General features: G+C 71.5%; 13 protein-coding genes. 9 read left to right on the top strand and 4 right to left on the bottom strand.

All coding sequences use genetic code 11. The features are described from left to right. Nucleotides 1-120: 120 nt before the first annotated feature. Nucleotides 121-2,682, bottom strand: a complete 2,562-nt coding sequence (locus ABZ877_RS10395) for a discoidin domain-containing protein (protein ID WP_361067475.1) — start codon at nucleotides 2,680-2,682, stop codon at nucleotides 121-123. A gap of 316 nt (nucleotides 2,683-2,998) precedes the next feature. On the opposite strand from ABZ877_RS10395, the gene ABZ877_RS10390 reads away from it, so the two are divergent. From ABZ877_RS10390 to ABZ877_RS10360, 7 genes are all read left to right on the top strand, one after another. Then, on the top strand, nucleotides 2,999-4,261 hold the full coding sequence (locus ABZ877_RS10390) for a hypothetical protein (RefSeq protein ID WP_361067472.1): 1,263 nt from the start codon (nucleotides 2,999-3,001) through the stop codon (nucleotides 4,259-4,261). 226 nt (nucleotides 4,262-4,487) lie between these two features. Then, nucleotides 4,488-5,306: an endo alpha-1,4 polygalactosaminidase gene (locus ABZ877_RS10385; protein WP_361067470.1), complete on the top strand. Its 819-nt coding sequence runs from the start codon at nucleotides 4,488-4,490 to the stop codon at nucleotides 5,304-5,306. A 101-nt stretch (nucleotides 5,307-5,407) separates the two neighbouring features. Next, a complete protein-coding gene (locus ABZ877_RS10380) occupies nucleotides 5,408-6,736 on the top strand; it encodes an ABC transporter substrate-binding protein (protein ID WP_361067467.1) in 1,329 nt (442 codons plus the stop codon). 9 nt (nucleotides 6,737-6,745) lie between these two features. After that, the gene (locus ABZ877_RS10375; RefSeq protein ID WP_361067464.1) at nucleotides 6,746-7,705 is read left to right on the top strand and encodes a sugar ABC transporter permease; all 960 of its coding nucleotides are present in this window, start codon (nucleotides 6,746-6,748) and stop codon (nucleotides 7,703-7,705) included. Beyond that, complete coding sequence (locus ABZ877_RS10370) at nucleotides 7,702-8,595, top strand: carbohydrate ABC transporter permease (protein ID WP_361067461.1); 894 nt, start codon at nucleotides 7,702-7,704, stop codon at nucleotides 8,593-8,595. The genes ABZ877_RS10375 and ABZ877_RS10370 overlap by 4 nt, the downstream gene beginning before the upstream one ends. Nucleotides 8,596-8,652: 57 nt before the next feature. Beyond that, nucleotides 8,653-9,603: a carbohydrate kinase family protein gene (locus tag ABZ877_RS10365; RefSeq protein WP_361067458.1), complete on the top strand. Its 951-nt coding sequence runs from the start codon at nucleotides 8,653-8,655 to the stop codon at nucleotides 9,601-9,603. Further along, nucleotides 9,600-10,913 (top strand): alpha-glucosidase/alpha-galactosidase, encoded by a 1,314-nt coding sequence (locus ABZ877_RS10360; RefSeq protein WP_361067455.1) that lies wholly within the window; start codon nucleotides 9,600-9,602, stop codon nucleotides 10,911-10,913. The genes ABZ877_RS10365 and ABZ877_RS10360 overlap by 4 nt, the downstream gene beginning before the upstream one ends. A 27-nt stretch (nucleotides 10,914-10,940) precedes the next feature. Here ABZ877_RS10360 and ABZ877_RS10355 read toward each other — a convergent pair whose 3' ends face one another. The 3 genes from ABZ877_RS10355 to rpsR all read right to left on the bottom strand — a co-directional run bounded on the left by ABZ877_RS10355 (nucleotide 10,941) and on the right by rpsR (nucleotide 12,313). Further along, nucleotides 10,941-11,714 (bottom strand): polysaccharide deacetylase family protein, encoded by a 774-nt coding sequence (locus tag ABZ877_RS10355; protein WP_361067452.1) that lies wholly within the window; start codon nucleotides 11,712-11,714, stop codon nucleotides 10,941-10,943. A 161-nt stretch (nucleotides 11,715-11,875) separates the two neighbouring features. Then, nucleotides 11,876-12,040, bottom strand: a complete 165-nt coding sequence (rpmF, locus tag ABZ877_RS10350) for a 50S ribosomal protein L32 (RefSeq protein ID WP_361067449.1) — start codon at nucleotides 12,038-12,040, stop codon at nucleotides 11,876-11,878. A gap of 36 nt (nucleotides 12,041-12,076) precedes the next feature. After that, nucleotides 12,077-12,313 carry a 30S ribosomal protein S18 gene (rpsR, locus tag ABZ877_RS10345; protein ID WP_361067446.1) on the bottom strand — a complete coding sequence of 79 codons (237 nt, stop codon included), beginning with the start codon at nucleotides 12,311-12,313 and terminating at the stop codon, nucleotides 12,077-12,079. A 288-nt stretch (nucleotides 12,314-12,601) separates the two neighbouring features. Here rpsR and ABZ877_RS10340 point away from each other — a divergent pair, with 288 nt between their 5' ends. Continuing rightward, a complete protein-coding gene (locus tag ABZ877_RS10340) occupies nucleotides 12,602-14,587 on the top strand; it encodes an FAD/NAD(P)-binding protein (protein WP_361067443.1) in 1,986 nt (661 codons plus the stop codon). 139 nt (nucleotides 14,588-14,726) lie between these two features. After that, nucleotides 14,727-16,157: an adenylosuccinate lyase family protein gene (locus ABZ877_RS10335; RefSeq protein WP_361067440.1), complete on the top strand. Its 1,431-nt coding sequence runs from the start codon at nucleotides 14,727-14,729 to the stop codon at nucleotides 16,155-16,157. Nucleotides 16,158-16,211: the final 54 nt, after the last annotated feature.

The following is a 16,211-nucleotide window of genomic DNA, read 5'->3' as shown; positions in this document are numbered from 1 at the left end:
AACCGACGAACCGTCCGTGGCATTCCGTCGCCACGCACACGCGCGGTGTGATCCGGGCCACTCGGGGAGGAGTGGCCGGAGCACACCGCGCGCGGCGTTCTCAGCGGGGCGGGATCACCCTTACGGGAAGGAAGTGATCTTGGACGGGATGGTGTCGGTCCCCGAGGTCGGAGCACCGGTGTTGTTCACGACGTGGGCGTACTGGCCCTTGCCGCCCAGTGAGATGACCTGGATGCTGTGCAGCTTGACGCCCGCCTTCACCGGGACCTGGAAGCCGTGCTGCTGCACGATGGTCGGGTCCGAGGTGAAGTTGCAGTAGCTGCCGAGCCCCCACGCCTCATGGGTGTTGACGCTGTCGGCGACCTTGTAGGCCGCGTAGCCGACGATGCCGTCGTGGGTGATCGCGGCGGCGTTCGGCGCGTCGTACGCCTTCTCGTTCTGGAAGAAGATCGTGCGGCCGCGCTCGCCGTTCCACAGCACGTCGTACTTGTTGAAGTGCTCCACGAACAGGCCGGTGGTGAGGACGTCGTCACCGTTGACCACGAGGCCGTAGTCGGCGCGGTTGGTCTCCCAGCCGACGCCGTCGCCGTGGTCGGCGCGCCAGATCCAGGTGTGGTCGACGATCACGTCATCGCTGTTGATCACCACGGAGTTGGTGGCGAGGCCGGGGCCCGCGCCGCCGATCCGCACGAACACGTCCTGCATGGAGGTCGGGTTGGCGGAGTGGTCGGCGCTCGCGCCGGACCCGCCGATCTGGAGCAGCGTGTCGGACTTCTTCGCACCGGCGTCGATCAGGAAACCGGCCAGCTTCACGCCGTCGACGTCGGCGACGTGCATGGCGTCGATGCCGTTGTCCGGGACGATCGTCGCGAGACCCAGGCCGAGGACGACCGTGTTGGCGCGGTTGACGTTGATCGTCTGGTCGAGGTGGTAGACACCGGGCGTGAACAGCAGGTTCAGGCCCTGCGACAGCGCCTGGTTGATGGTGGCCGCGGTCGCGCCGGGCTTGACGACGTAGAACTGGCTCAGCGGGAGCGAGGAACCCGCGTTGGCGGGCCAGGAGACGCCGCGCGCGTTGGTGCGCTTGGCGGGCACGAACACCTTGTACTGGTTGCCGTCCAGGTACAGGAACGGCTTCTCGCGGGAGATCGGGGTGGTGTCGAGGGTGGTGTACGGGCCGGTGTCGAAGTTGGTCGCCGGGGCGCCCTGCACACCCGTGAACGTCATGTTCCACACGCCGTTGGTCCAGCCGCCGACCGAGGAGTCGCGGGTGTACCACTGCTGCTGCGAGTACGGGCCGACCGTGCCGTCGATCTTGGAGTCGGCTATGTAGCCGCCCGAGGCCCATCCGTAGCCGTTCGGCGCCAGGTTGAGGCCGCCGGTGACGTGCATGCGGCGGAACGGGGCGGCCTGGGCGACGGCCCAGCGGTCCGTGCCGTTGACCGGGTTGAGGGAGAGGTTCTCGGCGGAGCGCCAGAAGTTCTGCGTGGCGTTGCCGTTGAACCAGCCCGCGTCGACCGTGACATCACCGTTGATCTTCGTGTCGTCGGGGTTGAGGCCGAGACCCGAGATCGAGGTGTAGAAGCCGAGCTGGGCGTTGATGTTGTTGTACGTGCCCGGCTTGAGCAGGAACTGGTAGCGCTGCGAGCCGAACTGGTTCGACTCCTGCTGCGAGAAGACCTGGTCGAACTTGGCCTGGAGGTTCGGCGTGCTCGGGTCGACGACGATGACGTTCGGACCGAGGTCGCCGCCGCCCTCGATGGGTCCGCCCGAGCCGCCGGAACCGGTGTGCACCCCGACCTCCCACAGCGAGTAGCCGTAGGTGGTGGCGCGGGTCGTGCCGTAGATCCGCAGGTAGCGGCCGGTGCCGCTGACGTCGTAGGAGGTGGTGCCGCCGGTGGCGCCCGTCACGTCCTTCAGGGTCGTCCAGGTCTGGCCGTCCGCGGACGCCTGGATCTTGAACGCCTTGGCGTACGCGGCCTCCCAGTTGAGGTCCACCTTGCAGATGCTCTGCGACGAGCCGAGATCGACCTGCACCCACTGCGGGTCGGCGGCGGCGCTGGACCAGCGGGTGCCGGTGTCGCCGTCGAACGCGGCCGATGCCGGGGTGCCCGCGTTCTCCGTGGAGGAGGCGGTCGCCGGGCGGCCCTTGGCGGCGTTCGCGGTCGAACAGGTGTCACCGGGCTGGGTGGTCCCGCCGGTGCCGAAGACCTGGAACTCCCAGAGCGAGTAGCCGTACGGGGTCGCCCGGGAGACGCCCTGCATACGGACGTAGCGGCCGCTGCCGGAGACGTCGACGGTGTCGGTGCCGCCGTCCGAGCCGGTGACGGACTTCAGGTCCGACCAGGTGCTTCCGTCCCCGGAGACCTGAATCTTGTAGTCCTTGGCGTACGCCGCTTCCCAGTTCAGGACGACCTTGCTCAGGTTCGCCGAGGCGCCGAGGTCGACCTGGAGCCACTGGCTGTCGGTCGCGGCGGACGACCAGCGGGTGCCGGTGTCGCCGTCGAACGCGGCCGATGCCGGGGTGCCCGCGTTCTCCGTGGAGGAGGCGGTCGCGGCCTTGCCCTGGGACAGAGGCGTGTCCGCGGCGGCCGCGGCCGGGGCGCCCGACGCGGCCTGGGCTGGGATGGAGAGCAGCGCCGCCGCCGTGGCGAGCGCGATCCCCATGGATCTGTGTCTCATGCGTGTCACTCCGTGCGGGGGTGGGTGAGAGACCCCTGTCGTGCGCGGCAGGGGTCCACGGGCAGTCAACGAGCAGACGTGCTGGCTTAGTTCGAGGTTTGATTTAAGGGTCAAGGCAACTGTTCGGCAATACCCCGGGAACGACTTATTTTCAGAACATGAACGGATCGCTTCCGGCCGTGGGGGCCGTGTCGTCAGTTAGTGGAGGCCGGGAAGGGTCACTGGACGCCGACGAGGGCTTGAGTCGGTGTATGGCGCAGGTAGATCATGGACTCGAGGTCGGCCGGGCATCGGCCGAAGCGACGGGGGAGTGGCGATGCGGCACAAGCCGGTGTTCCGCTGGGTGTTGACGCTCGGTGTGGTGCTGTTCGGGTGGGCGGCGTATCTCTACTGGTCGTATCCCGACGTCCAGCGGGTCGAGCTCACCGTGCTGAGCGAGAAGTCCGACGGGCGGTGCACGGTGCGCTGGGACGACCCGTACCACGACGGGAGCCGACAGATGGAAGGCGCCTATCAGTGCGACGCGAGCCGTGGCTCGTCGCTCAAGCCGACCCACTCCGTCCTGGGCACGGACGCCGGCTGGGACACCGGGTACATGTACACCGAAGGCCCCCGTAAGGGTCATCTCGAGCCGGCGGACGACGACTTCGAGCCCTACGCCACGTCCGACATGTTGGTGCTGTCCGGGGTCGCGCTGATCGCCGTCGGCCTCGTCGGGGGGAACCTGCGCGCGGCGGCGCGACTGAGCGGCGTACGTCCGAGGACCGTCGCCCGCGCACGGAAGCTGTATACGGTCGCCGACCAGGTGGCCCGTGACCACGCGCGGGCGCGTGACGCCGTGCGTGCGGCGTGGGAGGCGCTGCGCCGCGAGCGCACCGGCGCGGAGCTGAGCCGGGTCCCCGCCGCTGCATTGGCCGGTGACGCGACGGCGGACCCGGACGCGATCACCGGCCAGGAAGCGACCAACGACCAGGACGCGCTACGGGTCCTGGCGACGGCCGGGGTCCGCACCGCACGCGATGTGCTCGACGCCGGAGTCGCCGGGCTGCGACACATGGGTGTGAGCACATGTGTCGCCGAACAGCTCCACGCCGCCGCCCGCAGCCGCGCCGACGCCATCGAGGGTGCCCTGCCGATGCGCCTCGAAAGCGATTCCAGCACAGAGCGGAACGTGGCCTTGCTCGCCGCGCTCCAGGTCCTCCTGGACGCGGGCGACGAGGCCCGCCGGACCGCCCACGCCGGGGCGTCGCTCGCCGCCGAACTCGAACAGGCTCTCCAGCGGGCCGAACCCGCGTCGACGTACCGCACCATGCTGCGCGCCGGCCGGGAACAGCGCGAGGCCGCTCGTGACGCCATCGACCACCTGCGGCGCCTCGTGGCCCGCGCCGAACGCGACGGACTGCCCGCCCGTTTCGCCCAGACCTCCGTGGACCTGCTGCGCGCACCCGACGTCCGTCGGCAGGCGGGCCTGTCCGCCCGCGCGGACTTCGAGAACCGTTCCGGCCGGTACTACGGATTGCTGGCGCACGTCGTGGACGAGGCGGAAGAGGCCGGCGCGGGTGTCCCCAGCCTCTCCTGACGCCAACATCCATGCGCGTTTCTGCTCGAAACGCTCTTACTCCGAGCATGTTCGAGCTATTGACACGACTCCTGAGGCTCGATTTACTCCCTGGCAAGCCGATGCCGAGCAGTCGGCGCAGAGGTACGCCTAGCCGGTATGTGGCCGCCGCCACGAGCCCGGACTGAGTCGCCAGGGCCTTGCGCGCCCGAGGCGGGGACGTGCCCTCCACCTCTGGAGCTCTGCGATGAGCCTCAAGCACGTACTGCGCAGATGTGTCACCGTGGCCGCCGCCGCCACGGCCGCCGCGGCGGCCACACTGGCCGGCCCCTCCCCGGCCTCCGCCGCCGCGAGCGCGGTCACCCTGCCGCCCGCCCACGCCGGCTTCGACTACCAGATCGGCGGCGCGTACACCCCGCCGTCGGGTGTGAAGGTCGTCAGCCGGGACCGGAGCGCCGCCCCGGCGCCGGGGCTGTACAACATCTGCTACGTCAACGCCCTCCAGGCCCAGCCCGGCGCCGAGTCAACCTGGGACGCCGACCTGCTGCTGCGCGACGGCAATGGCGACGTCGTCTACGACGACTCCTGGGGCGAGGCGGTGCTCGACATCCGCACCGCCGACAAGCGCAAGCGCATCGCCGCCAAGGTCAACACCTGGATCGACGGCTGCGCGAGCAAGGGCTACCAGGCCGTCGAGCCCGACAACTACGACACCTTCACCCGCTTCCCCGCCTATCTGACGGGCGCGCAGGCCAAGGCGTACATCTCCCTCCTCGCGAGCCACGCGCACGGCAAGGGCCTGGCCGTCGCCCAGAAGAACACCGGCGAACTCGCCGACGCGGGCAAGGAGACCGGGCTCGACTTCGCCGTCGTCGAGGAGTGCGGCTACTACGACGAGTGCGACGACTTCACCGCCGAGTACGGGAACAACGTCGTCGTCATCGAGTACTCCGCCAAGGGCCTGACCAACGCCTGCGCGAAGTGGGGCTCCCGGCTCAGCATCGTCCGCCGCGACCTCGACGTGTCGCCCGCGGGCAGCAGCGGATACCTGCGCAAGACCTGCTGACACGGGCCTTCTCACGGCTGTGCCGGCTCGGCCGTTCCTCCAGCCGTTCCTCCAGCCCTTCCTTCAGCGGTCCTTCCAGCAGTTCCTCCAGGGAGGTAGTGATGACACCACCCCGTGCGACCGGGGCGCCGACGCGCCGTACCGTCCTGCGCACCGGGTCCGCCGCGGCGCTCGCGACGGCCGCGGGCGCGACCGCCGCCGGCTGCGGTGCGGGCGCGTCCGACGGGGTCGCGGCCGACGGCACCGTCACCATCCAGGTGTGGCACGGGCAGACGGACAGCGCCCTGAAGGTGATCAAGGGTCTCGTCGCCGAGTTCCACCGCACACACCCGAAGATACGTGTCGACCTGGGCGGCGGTGTCCTCGCCGACACCATGCTCCAGAAGGTCACCGCCGCGCTCGCCTCGGGCGCCTATCCGGACGTGGCGTTCATCTTCGGCTCCGACCTGGCCAGCGTCGCCCGCAGCCCCCAGGCCGTCGACCTGACGTCATACGTACGGGACCGGAAAACCCCCTGGACCAGTTACTGGCCCTCCGCCCGGCAGGCCGTCACCATCAACGACCGTGTCCGCGCACTGCCCGCGGTCCTCGACTGCCTGGCCATGGTGTGCAACAAGAAGATGTTCGCCGACGCCGGGATCGACCTGCCCGAACCCGGCTGGACCTGGGACGACTTCACCGATCTGTGCGGCCGCCTGACCGACGCGGGCCGGGGCCGGTTCGGCACCGGCTGGCCCGGCACCGGCGACGAGGACACGGTCTGGCGCCTGTGGCCCCTGATCTGGGGGCTCGGCGGCGACGTCATCGCCGAGGACGGCAAGCACATCGGCTTCGCGGAGGAAGGCGTCCGCGCCCTCGAAGTCGTGCGGAAGCTGGTGCGCGACAGGAGCGTCTACGTCGACCCCAAGCCCGGCAGCGAGCAGATGTACAAGGTGTTCCTCGCGGGCCGGATGGCCATGGTGCCGACGGGGCCGTGGCAACTGCCCGACATCCAGCAGGCGAAGGTCGACTACCACGTGGTGCCGCTGCCCACCTTCGACGGCAAGGCCGTGACGATCTCCGGCCCCGACACCTGGACGGTCTTCGACAACGGCGAGGCCCGCTCCCGCGCCGCCCGCACCTTCGTGAGCTGGCTCATCGACCCCGCCCAGGACAGCCGCTGGGACGCGCGGGCGGGCAGCCTGCCGCTGAGCCGGGGCAGCGAGGACACACGTGTCTGGCGCGAGCACACACAGCGCACACCCGGCCTGGAGGTGTGGACCGACGCGCTGCCCTCGGCCCGCGTCCGCCCCGTCCACCCCGCCTACCCCAGCATCTCCCAGGCCCTCGGCGAGGCCACCGTCTCCGTGCTCCTCGGCCGCGCGAGTCCCCGGGCGGCCATCCGCGCCTGCGCCGACGACGCCAACGCCACCCTGCTCATCCCGCGCTGAGGACCCGACATGCCCCGACTTCCCACCCCTGTGACCGTGTCACCCGCCGTCCGGTCCGACGTCCGCGCCCTGCGCCGACGCCGGCGCCGCGAGTCCGCCACGGCCTGGGCGTTCGTCTCCCCGTCCGTCCTGGTCATCATCGGTCTCAGCGTCGTCCCGGTCCTGTGGTCGCTGCTGCTCTCCTTCCGCGCCGACGACCTCGTCACCCCCAGCCGCTGGGTCGGCCTGGACAACTACGACGCGCTCGTGCAGGACCCGCACTTCCACGAGGCCGTGCGCAACACCCTGCTCTACACCCTCCTGTACGTGCCGCTGAGCATCGTCGCGGGACTCGCGCTGGCGATCGCCCTCAACCGCGAGATCCGCTTCGTGGGTGTCTACCGCACCCTCTTCTTCGTCCCGTTCGTCGTCTCGGCGACGGCTCAGGGCGTGCTGTTCTCCTTCGTCCTCGACCCCGAGTTCGGCGCCGCCAACTCCGTCCTCCACCGCCTCGGCATCTCCCCGCAGGGCTTCCTCACCGACCCGTCCCAGGCCCTCTACGTCCTGATCGTCATCAGCCTGTGGAGCGGCACCGGGCTCTGCACCGTCATCTACCTGGCCGCCCTCCAGGACGTACCGAAGGAACTCGTCGAGGCGGCCCGGCTCGACGGGGCCGAGCACCGGCACGTGCTGCGCCACGTCACCCTCCCCGTCGTCACCCCCGTCACCGTGTTCCTGCTGCTCTGGCAGACGATCCAGGCCCTCCAGGTCTTCGACCTCGTCTACGTCACCACCAAGGGCGGCCCGCTCGGCTCCACCACCGTGATCGTCTACTTCATCTGGGAGCAGGCGTTCAAGAACTTCACCGCCGGATACGGGGCCGCCGCGGCGTACGTCCTCGCCCTGGCGCTGCTCGTGCCGGCCGTGGTGCCGCGCCTCGTCCGCGCCGGGCGCGAGCGCCACTCCCGCAAGGAAGCAGCCGCCTCATGACCACGACGACCCACCTGCCCCGCCACACCGACCGGCGGCCGGTCACCGAACCGGTCGACGCCGCCCGCCCGCGCCGCGGCCTGCCCTTCAGCCCCTGGCACCTGCTGCTCGCACCGCTCGCCGTGCTCTTCGCGCTGCCGCTCCTGTGGCTGCTCCTCAGCTCCGTGATGAGCGACGCCCAGTTCAACCGGTTCCCGACCGCGCTCGTGCCCGAGGGGATCGACCTCAGCGGCTACCGCTACGTCCTCAGCAACGGCATGTTCCCGCGCTGGCTGCTCAACTCCGTGATCGTCTCGGCGGTCGCGGTCGTCTCCAACCTCGTCCTCGGCGCCCTCGGCGGCTACGCCTTCGCCCGTATGCGGTTCGCCGGATCGCGCCTGCTGATGATGGTGATGCTGGCGACCATGGCCGTGCCGTTCCAGCTCACGATGATCCCGACCTTCCTGGTCATGAAGAAGCTCGGCCTCATCGACACGCTCGGCGCGCTCATCGTGCCCTCGCTGGTCACACCGTTCGCGGTGTTCCTGCTGCGCCAGTTCTTCCTCTCCCTGCCGCGCGAGCTGGAGGAGGCCGCCTGGATCGACGGCTGCGCCCGCCTGCGCGTCCTGTGGTCGATCGTGCTGCCGCTGGCCCGCCCCGCGCTCGCCACCGTCGCCGTGCTGACCTTCCTGACCACGTGGAACGACCTGTCCTGGCCGCTCATCGCCATCAACCACGACACCCGGTACACGCTGCAACTGGGCCTGACCACCTTCCAGGGCACGCACCACACCCGCTGGTCCGCGGTGATGGCGGGCAACGTGATCACCGTCCTGCCGGTGCTGCTCGCGTTCCTCCTCGCGCAGAAGACGTTCATCCGCTCCCTCACGTCGAGCGGCCTCAAGGGCTGAACCCCCGGCCCCTCAACACCTCCGTACGACGCCTCCGTACCGACGCAAGGACATGTGATGCCGCACCGATACGACCTGCTCGTCATCGGCGACGCCAACCCCGACGTGATCGTCGGCCCCCTGACCGCACCGCTCGCCTTCGACCAGCGCGAACAACTCGTGGACACCGGCTCGCTGACCCTCGGCGGCTCCGCCGCGATCATGGCCTGCGGCGCCGCGCGCCTCGGCCTGGAGGTCGCGTTCGCGGGCCGGGTCGGGGACGACGACGCCGGACACTACGTCCGCGACGCCCTCGCCGGACACGGCGTCGACACCGGCGCCCTGCACCTGGACCCGGACCTGCCGACCCCGATGACCGTCGTCCTCACACAGGCCGAGGACCGCGCCATCCTCACCTCACCCGGCACCCTCACCACGACCAGCGGCGCGGACGTCCCCGCCGGCCTGCTCGCCGCCGCCCGGCACGTCCACAGCGCCTCGTACTTCCTGCAACCCCGCCTCGCCGCCGACCTGCCGGACCTCTTCCGCACCGCACGCTCGCACGGCGCGACCACGTCCCTCGACACCCAGGACGACCCCTCGGGCGCCTGGGCCGGACTCGGCGCGGTCCTCGCCGTGACCGACATCCTGCTGCCGAACGCCGCCGAGGCTCGCCGCCTTGCCGGACCCCAGGCCCGTACACCGGAGGAAGCGGCACAACTCCTCGCCGCGCGCGGCCCGTTGACCGTCGTCAAGAACGGCGCGGGCGGCGCGCTCTGCCACGACGGACGGCGCCTGTCGACCGCGCCCGCCCTGCCCGTACGGCCCAAGGACACCGTCGGCGCGGGCGACAGCTTCGACGCCGGGTTCGTCGCCGCCACCCTCGACGGCCTGCCCCTGCCCGAAGCGCTGCGGTTCGCCGCCGTCTGCGGGGCGCTGTCGACCCGCGCCCACGGCGGCACCCCGGCCCAGCCCACCCGCGACGAAGTCCTCGCCCACCTCACCCGCACCGGAGCACCCACCTCATGAACCACCCCAGGATCGCCTTCATCGGCGCAGGCAGCGTCGTCTTCACCCAGGGCCTGCTCGCCGACCTCTTCGCCCTGCCCGAACTCACCGGCGCCCACATCGCCCTGCACGACATCGACCCCGAGCGGCTGGCCACCGCGCGCGTGGCCGCCGAGTACATCGCCAAGGAGCGCGGCGCCGCGCACGCCACGATCACCGCGCACGCCGACCGCCGCGAGGCGCTGACCGGCGCCGACTTCGTCATCAACATCGTGCAGATCGGCATGGGCGAGGCCACCCGCACCGACTTCGAGGTCCCCGCCCGGTACGGGCTGCGCCAGACGATCGGGGACACGCTCGGCGTCGGCGGCATCTTCCGTGCCCTGCGCACGTTCCCGTTCCTCAAGGAGCTGGGCGCCGACATCGCGGAGGTGTGCCCGGACGCGTGGCTGCTCAACTACACCAACCCGATGGCGATGAACGTCCAGTACCTCACGGCGGCGACGGGCCTGACCAAGGTCGTGGGCCTGTGCCACTCCGTCTACTGGACGATGCGGGACCTCGCCCAGCTCGTGAAGGTCCCGTACGAGGAGATCACCTACCGGGCCGCAGGCGTCAACCACCAGGCGTGGGTCCTGCGCTTCGAGCACGAGGGCCGGAACCTCTACGACACCCTCGACGAACTGATCGCCTCCGACGAGCAGTTGCGGCGGCGAGTACGTGTCGACATGTATCGGCGCCTCGGTTTCTACCCGACCGAGACGAGCGAGCACTCCAGCGAGTACGTGCCCTGGTACCTGCACCACGACAGCGAGGTCGAACGCCTGCGGCTGCCGATCGGCGCGTACCTCGGCATTGTCGAGGAGAACGTCGCCGAGTACGAGCGCACACGCGCGGCGCTGGCCGGGGGCGAGCCGCTGACGGTCGAGGGCACGATGGAGTACGCCCCGCAGATCATCCACAGCATCGTCACGGGCACCCCGCGCACCGTCTACGGCAACGTGCCCAACCACGGCCTGATCGACAACCTCCCCGCGCACGGCGTGGTCGAGGTCCCCTGTCTGGTGGACGCGACGGGCCTGCAACCCACGCACGTAGGTGCGCTCCCGCCGCAGTTGGCGGCGCTCAACCGCACCTATTTGAGCGCCAACGACCTCGTCGTCCGTGCCGCCCTGGAGGACGACCCGCGCCACATCCGCCACGCGGCCATGACCGACCCGGCCACCGCGGCGGCCCTCCCGGTCGAACGCATCTGGCAGCTCTGCGACGACATGGTCGCGGCCCACGGGGAGAGGCTGCAGCCCGGGCTGCGGGCGCGGCTGGGCCACTGAACCACGCCCTAGGGGGCCGGCGCCCGTTCAGCGCACCGGGAAGCCGAACACGTGCCCCTGCTTCTTCAGCTCCGGCAGGAGGCGGCGCAGGGCCTCCACGGTCTGGGTGCGGTCGCCGCCCGCGTCGTGGAAGAGGAGGGTGGGGCCGTTGGACAGTTCCTGCTCGACGGTGGCGACGATGGCGTCCGTGCCGGGGCGTTCGAAGTCCTTGGTGTCCACGTTCCAGCCCAGCGGACGCATGCCGTGCGACGCGGCCAGCTTGCGGCTGTAGGGGGTGAAGGCACCGCCCGGCGCGCGGTAGTACATCGGCCGCACGCCGCCGGACGCCTTCGTGATCATGCGTTCGGCGTCGAGTATCTGCTGCGACTGGTAGGACTCGGACGCCTTGTCCATGGCGGTGTTGTGCGACACCGTGTGGTCGCACAGCCGGTGCCCCTCGGCGACGATCCTCTTCACCAGGTCGGGGTGGGCCTGCGCCTGCGGGCCCACCATGCAGAACGTGGCCTTCACCTTGTACTGCCGCAGGATGTCGAGGACTTGCGGCGTCCACGTCGGGTCGGGGCCGTCGTCGATGGTCAGGTTGATGCCGCGGGCACCCTTGTCCGAGGCGTGCGCGATGGTCACCGAGACCGGCTTGGCGGCGTCGGGCCGGGCGGCCGGGGCGCTCGCCTTGGGCTGCGGACCGGCGACGGAACCGGCCTGCGCGGTCCACACCGAGGCCCCGGTCGCCAGCAGCGTCACCCCGAGTGCCGCGCCGACCATCTTGCTGTTCCAGCCCCGCCCGCCGCCGTGCTGCGCCATGCCCCGCCCCTTTGCCACGCTGTCTTCCACCGTTCCGCGGCCACTCCGTGGCCACTTGGGGAGACGGGACCCGCAGGTCGGGGGATGCCTCTGTTACAGATCACGGACAATTCCGGGAAGGTTCGCGGACAACCTCTCCGAACAACGAGCGGGAACGGGGGCTACGGGCGGAGGAGCCCGCGCTCGTACGCCTTCCGGAGGTGCTGGGGCACCAGATACGTGTGTCCCGCGAGGGTGACGGGGACGAGGCGTGGGGTGTCCGCACGCCACTGGGCCCGACGGTGACGGGTGTTGCTGCGGGACATCTTGCGCTTGGGGACGGCCATGTCGGTTCTCCTATGAGTGGGCGTGTGTACGGGGGTTCAGCGGCCGGGGTAGGGGAGCAGTGCCATCTCGCGCGCGTTCTTGACGGCGGCGGCGATCTGCCGCTGCTGGCGGCGGCTGATCCGGGTAACGCGCCGGCTGCGGATCTTGCCCCGGTCGGAGATGAACTTCCGCAGCAGGTCGGTGTCCTTGTAGTCGATGTGGGTGATCCCGGCCGCGTCGAGCGGGTTGGGACGGTTCTTGCGCGCGAGTGCGGGCTTGGTGGGGCGGGGCATGGGGCTCCTCGGGTGGTGATCGGGCGGGTGGTCGGACGGGTGGTCCCGAAGCAGCTTACGACAATGATTTCCATTACCGTTAACCAGAGGTGCGAGCAGGCACAATGCGGGGCGCGACTCGGCGCATCAGGGCGAGGAAGTCGCGGCGCCTAGCCGGATTCGAGCCCTGATCGAGCGTTGCGGCGGACGGTGGCCGGGGAACCGACCCTGATCCCGGGGGCGACGCCGGACACACCGCCGGTCGCGCCACGGCGCGCGCCGCCCCCGACTGCCGAGCGGAGTGCCCCTGTGAGCAGCGGACGTCTGGAAGTGTGCCTCGTCGGCGCCGGACCGCGCGGTCTGTCCGTACTGGAACGCGTCTGCGCCCAGGAGCGCAGGACCCCGCGGTGGGCGGAGATCGTCGTGCACGTCGTCGACCCCGGGCCACCGGGCGCGGGCCGGGTGTGGCGCGCCGACCAGTCACGGCACCTGCTGATGAACACGGTCGCCTCCCAGGTCACCGTCTACACCGACGCCAGCGTGCGGATCGCGGGCCCCCGGGAGGAAGGGCCGAGCCTGTACCAGTGGGCGAAGGCGCTCGGCCCGAGCGCCCTCACCGCGGAGTCCGGGCGGCCCTACGACGACGAGACGCTCGCCGAGGCCCGCGACCTCGGCCCCGACACCTATCCGACCCGCGCCCTGTACGGGCAGTACCTGAACTGGGTGTTCCGGCAGGTCGTCGCCAACGCCGCCGCCCACATCACCGTCCGCGTGCACCCCGTACGGGCCGTCGCCCTGGAGGACGGTCCGGACCCGGGCGCCGGTACGCAGAGCGTGATCCTGGCGGACGGCACCCGGCTCACCGGGCTCTCCGCGGTGGTGCTCGCCCAGGGGCACGTCCCGGCGCGGCCCACCGTCGCCGTACGGCAACTGACCGCGTTCGCGGCGGAACACGCCCTGACCTATGTGCCGCCGGCCAACCCCGCCGACGTCGACCTGACCGCCGTCGCCCCCGGCGAGAACGTGTTGCTGCGCGGCCTCGGCCTCAACTTCTTCGACTACATGGCGCTGTTCACCCACGCGCGCGGCGGCGTCTTCCGGCGCGACGTGGACGGGCGGCTCGTCTACCACCCCTCCGGGCGCGAACCGCGCCTGTACGCGGGCTCCCGGCGCGGCGTGCCGTACCAGGCGCGCGGCGAGAACCAGAAGGGGGCGCACGGCCGTCACCTGCCGCGCCTGCTGACCGCCGAGCACGTCGCACGGTTGCGCGCGGCGCCCGGGCGCCGGATCCGTTTCGGGCGTGACCTGTGGCCGCTCATCTCCAAGGAAGTGCGCAGCGTCTACTACGAGACACTGCTGGCCGCGCGCACCAGCCCGGCCGCCGTGGCCTCCTTCACCGAGCACTACCTGCGGGCCGAACCGGGCCCCGCCGAGGAGGCGTTGCTCGACGCGGCGGGTGTGACACGCGCCGAACGCTGGGACTGGGACCGCGTGGCGGCGCCGCTCGGCGCCCGTACCTTCGACGGACCCGGCGCCTACCGGACATGGCTCCTCGACCACCTCCGCGAGGACCTGCGCCAGGCCAGGGCCGGCAACGTCGACGGACCCCTCAAAGCGGCCCTGGACGTCCTGCGCGACCTGCGCAACGAGATCCGCCTCGCCGTCGACCACGGCGGCCTCGACGCCGCCTCGCACCGCGACGAACTCGACGGCTGGTACACGCGGCTCAACGCCCATCTGTCCATCGGACCGCCCGCCTCGCGGATCGAGGAGATGGCCGCGCTGATCGAGGCGGGTGTCCTGGCCGTCGTGGGACCGGAGGTGCGGGTCAGCGCCGACGCGGCCGGGCCGGACGGCCCGTGCTTCGTCGCCGACTCGCCGCGCATCCCCGGGTCCACCGTGCGCGCCACGACGCTGATCGAGAGCCGTCTGCCCGACGTCACCCTGCGCCGCACCGACGACCCACTCCTGCGCCAACTGCAACGCACCGGTCAGTGCCGCCCGTTCAGGATCGCCGGGGACGACTACGTCGACTACGAGACCGGCGGGCTCGACGTCACCGAGCGCCCTTACCACCTGCGCGACGCCGACGGCACACCCCACCCGCGCCGCTTCGCCTACGGGGTGCCGACCGAGTCCGTGCACTGGGTGACCGCAGCCGGCATCAGACCCGGCGTCGGTTCGGTGACCCTGGAGGACTCCGACGCGATAGCGGCAGCGGTACTCGCCCTGCCGGACACCGCCCCGGTACCGCTCGGGGCACCGGCGGACACGAACGCGGGGGCGACGGCGTGAGCGCGGCCGGGTGGGCGGGAGTGTGCGTGGATGCGGGCTTGCTCTGCCAGGTGTGTGCGGGCAGGCTCGTCGACGGAGCCGGGTGGGTGCGGGCGGTGTTCGATGGGGAGGCGGCCGACATGAACGCTGGAGCGATCGCGTGAGCGCGGCTACGCCCTCCGCGGCGTACGTGGATGCCGGGCTGCTCTCTCCCGTGCGTGCCGGTACTCCCGTGGAGGAGGCCGTCGGGGATCTCGCCTGGTTGCAGGGCATGCTGGACGCGGAGGCCGCGCTGGTGCGTGCTCAGGCCCGGTGCGGGACGGTTCCCGCCGACGCGGCCGCGACGATCACGCAGCTCGCGCGTGCGGACCGGCTGGATCTGCGCGGGCTCGCCCTCGCCGCGCGGGAGACCGCCAACCCCGTGGTGGGGCTGGTCCAAGCGCTGACCGCGCTGGTCGCCGAGGCCGCCCCCGAGGCCGCCGAGTACGTGCACCGCGGGTCCACCAGCCAGGACGTGTTCGACACGGGGGCGATGCTGGTGGCGCGGCGGGCGCTGCGCCTGACGATCGCCGACCTGCGCGAGGTGGCCGAGGACCTGGCGGGGCTCGCCGCCGCGCACCGCGACACCGTGATGGCGGGCCGCACCCTCGCCCTGCACGCCGTGCCGACGACGTTCGGGCTGAAGGCGGCGGGCTGGCGCGGCCTCGTCCTCGACGCCGTCGCCCGTCTGGAACGCGTCGCGGACACCCTGCCCGTCTCGCTCGGCGGCGCGGCCGGCACCCTCGCGGGATACCTCCAGTACGCGGGCGATGACGCCACTCCGGCCGATGTGGTCGACGCCCTGACCGCGGCCTTCGCCGCCGAGACCGGCCTCGCCCCGGGCGGACTGCCCTGGCACGCGCTGCGGACCCCCGTCGCCGACCTGGGGGCGGCCCTCGCCCACACCACGGGCGCCCTCGGCAAGATCGCCGCCGATGTCCTGGTCCTGGCCCGCACGGAGATGGCCGAGGTGGCGGAGCCGGCGGGCGCCGGGCGGGGCGTGTCCTCGGCGATGCCGCACAAGCACAACCCCGTCCTCGCGACGCTGATCCGCTCCGCCGCGCTCCAGGTGCCCGCCCACGCGACGATCCTGGCCCAGTGCCTGGTCACGGAGGACGAACGGTCGGCCGGGGTGTGGCACGCGGAGTGGCAGCCCTTGCGCGAGTGTCTCCGGCTGGCGGGCGGCGCGGCCCACACCGCGGCCGAACTGGTGCGCGGCCTCACGGTCCATCCGCCCCGGATGCGTGCCAACCTCGAAGCGACCGGTGGCCGCCTCGTCTCGGAACGCGTCAGCGCGGCCCTCACCCCGCACCTGGGCAGGTCGGCGGCCCGGCACCTGGTCGCGGAGGCGTCCTCCCGGGCGGCCGAGACGTCCCGCCCCCTCGCGGAGGTCCTGGCCGACCTGGAACCGCTGCGCACGCTGCTGACCCATGAGGAGATCACCGCGCTGGTCGACCCGACCGCGTACACGGGTGCGGCGGGCGCCCTGCTCGACCGCGCCCTGACGGCGGACGGCTCTCCGTCACCGAGAAAAAGGGGTCAAAGGGGTTAAAGGGGCGGCGGTGGCTGGGTACCCGGCGGCCGCGAGACCCCCACACCCCGAACG

The organism is Streptomyces sp. NPDC046939 (assembly GCF_040644575.1).
In the GTDB taxonomy this organism is placed as follows: domain Bacteria; phylum Actinomycetota; class Actinomycetes; order Streptomycetales; family Streptomycetaceae; genus Streptomyces.
Note: the sequence above shows the minus strand (reverse complement) of the source record. Positions and strands in the feature narration are given on the sequence as shown.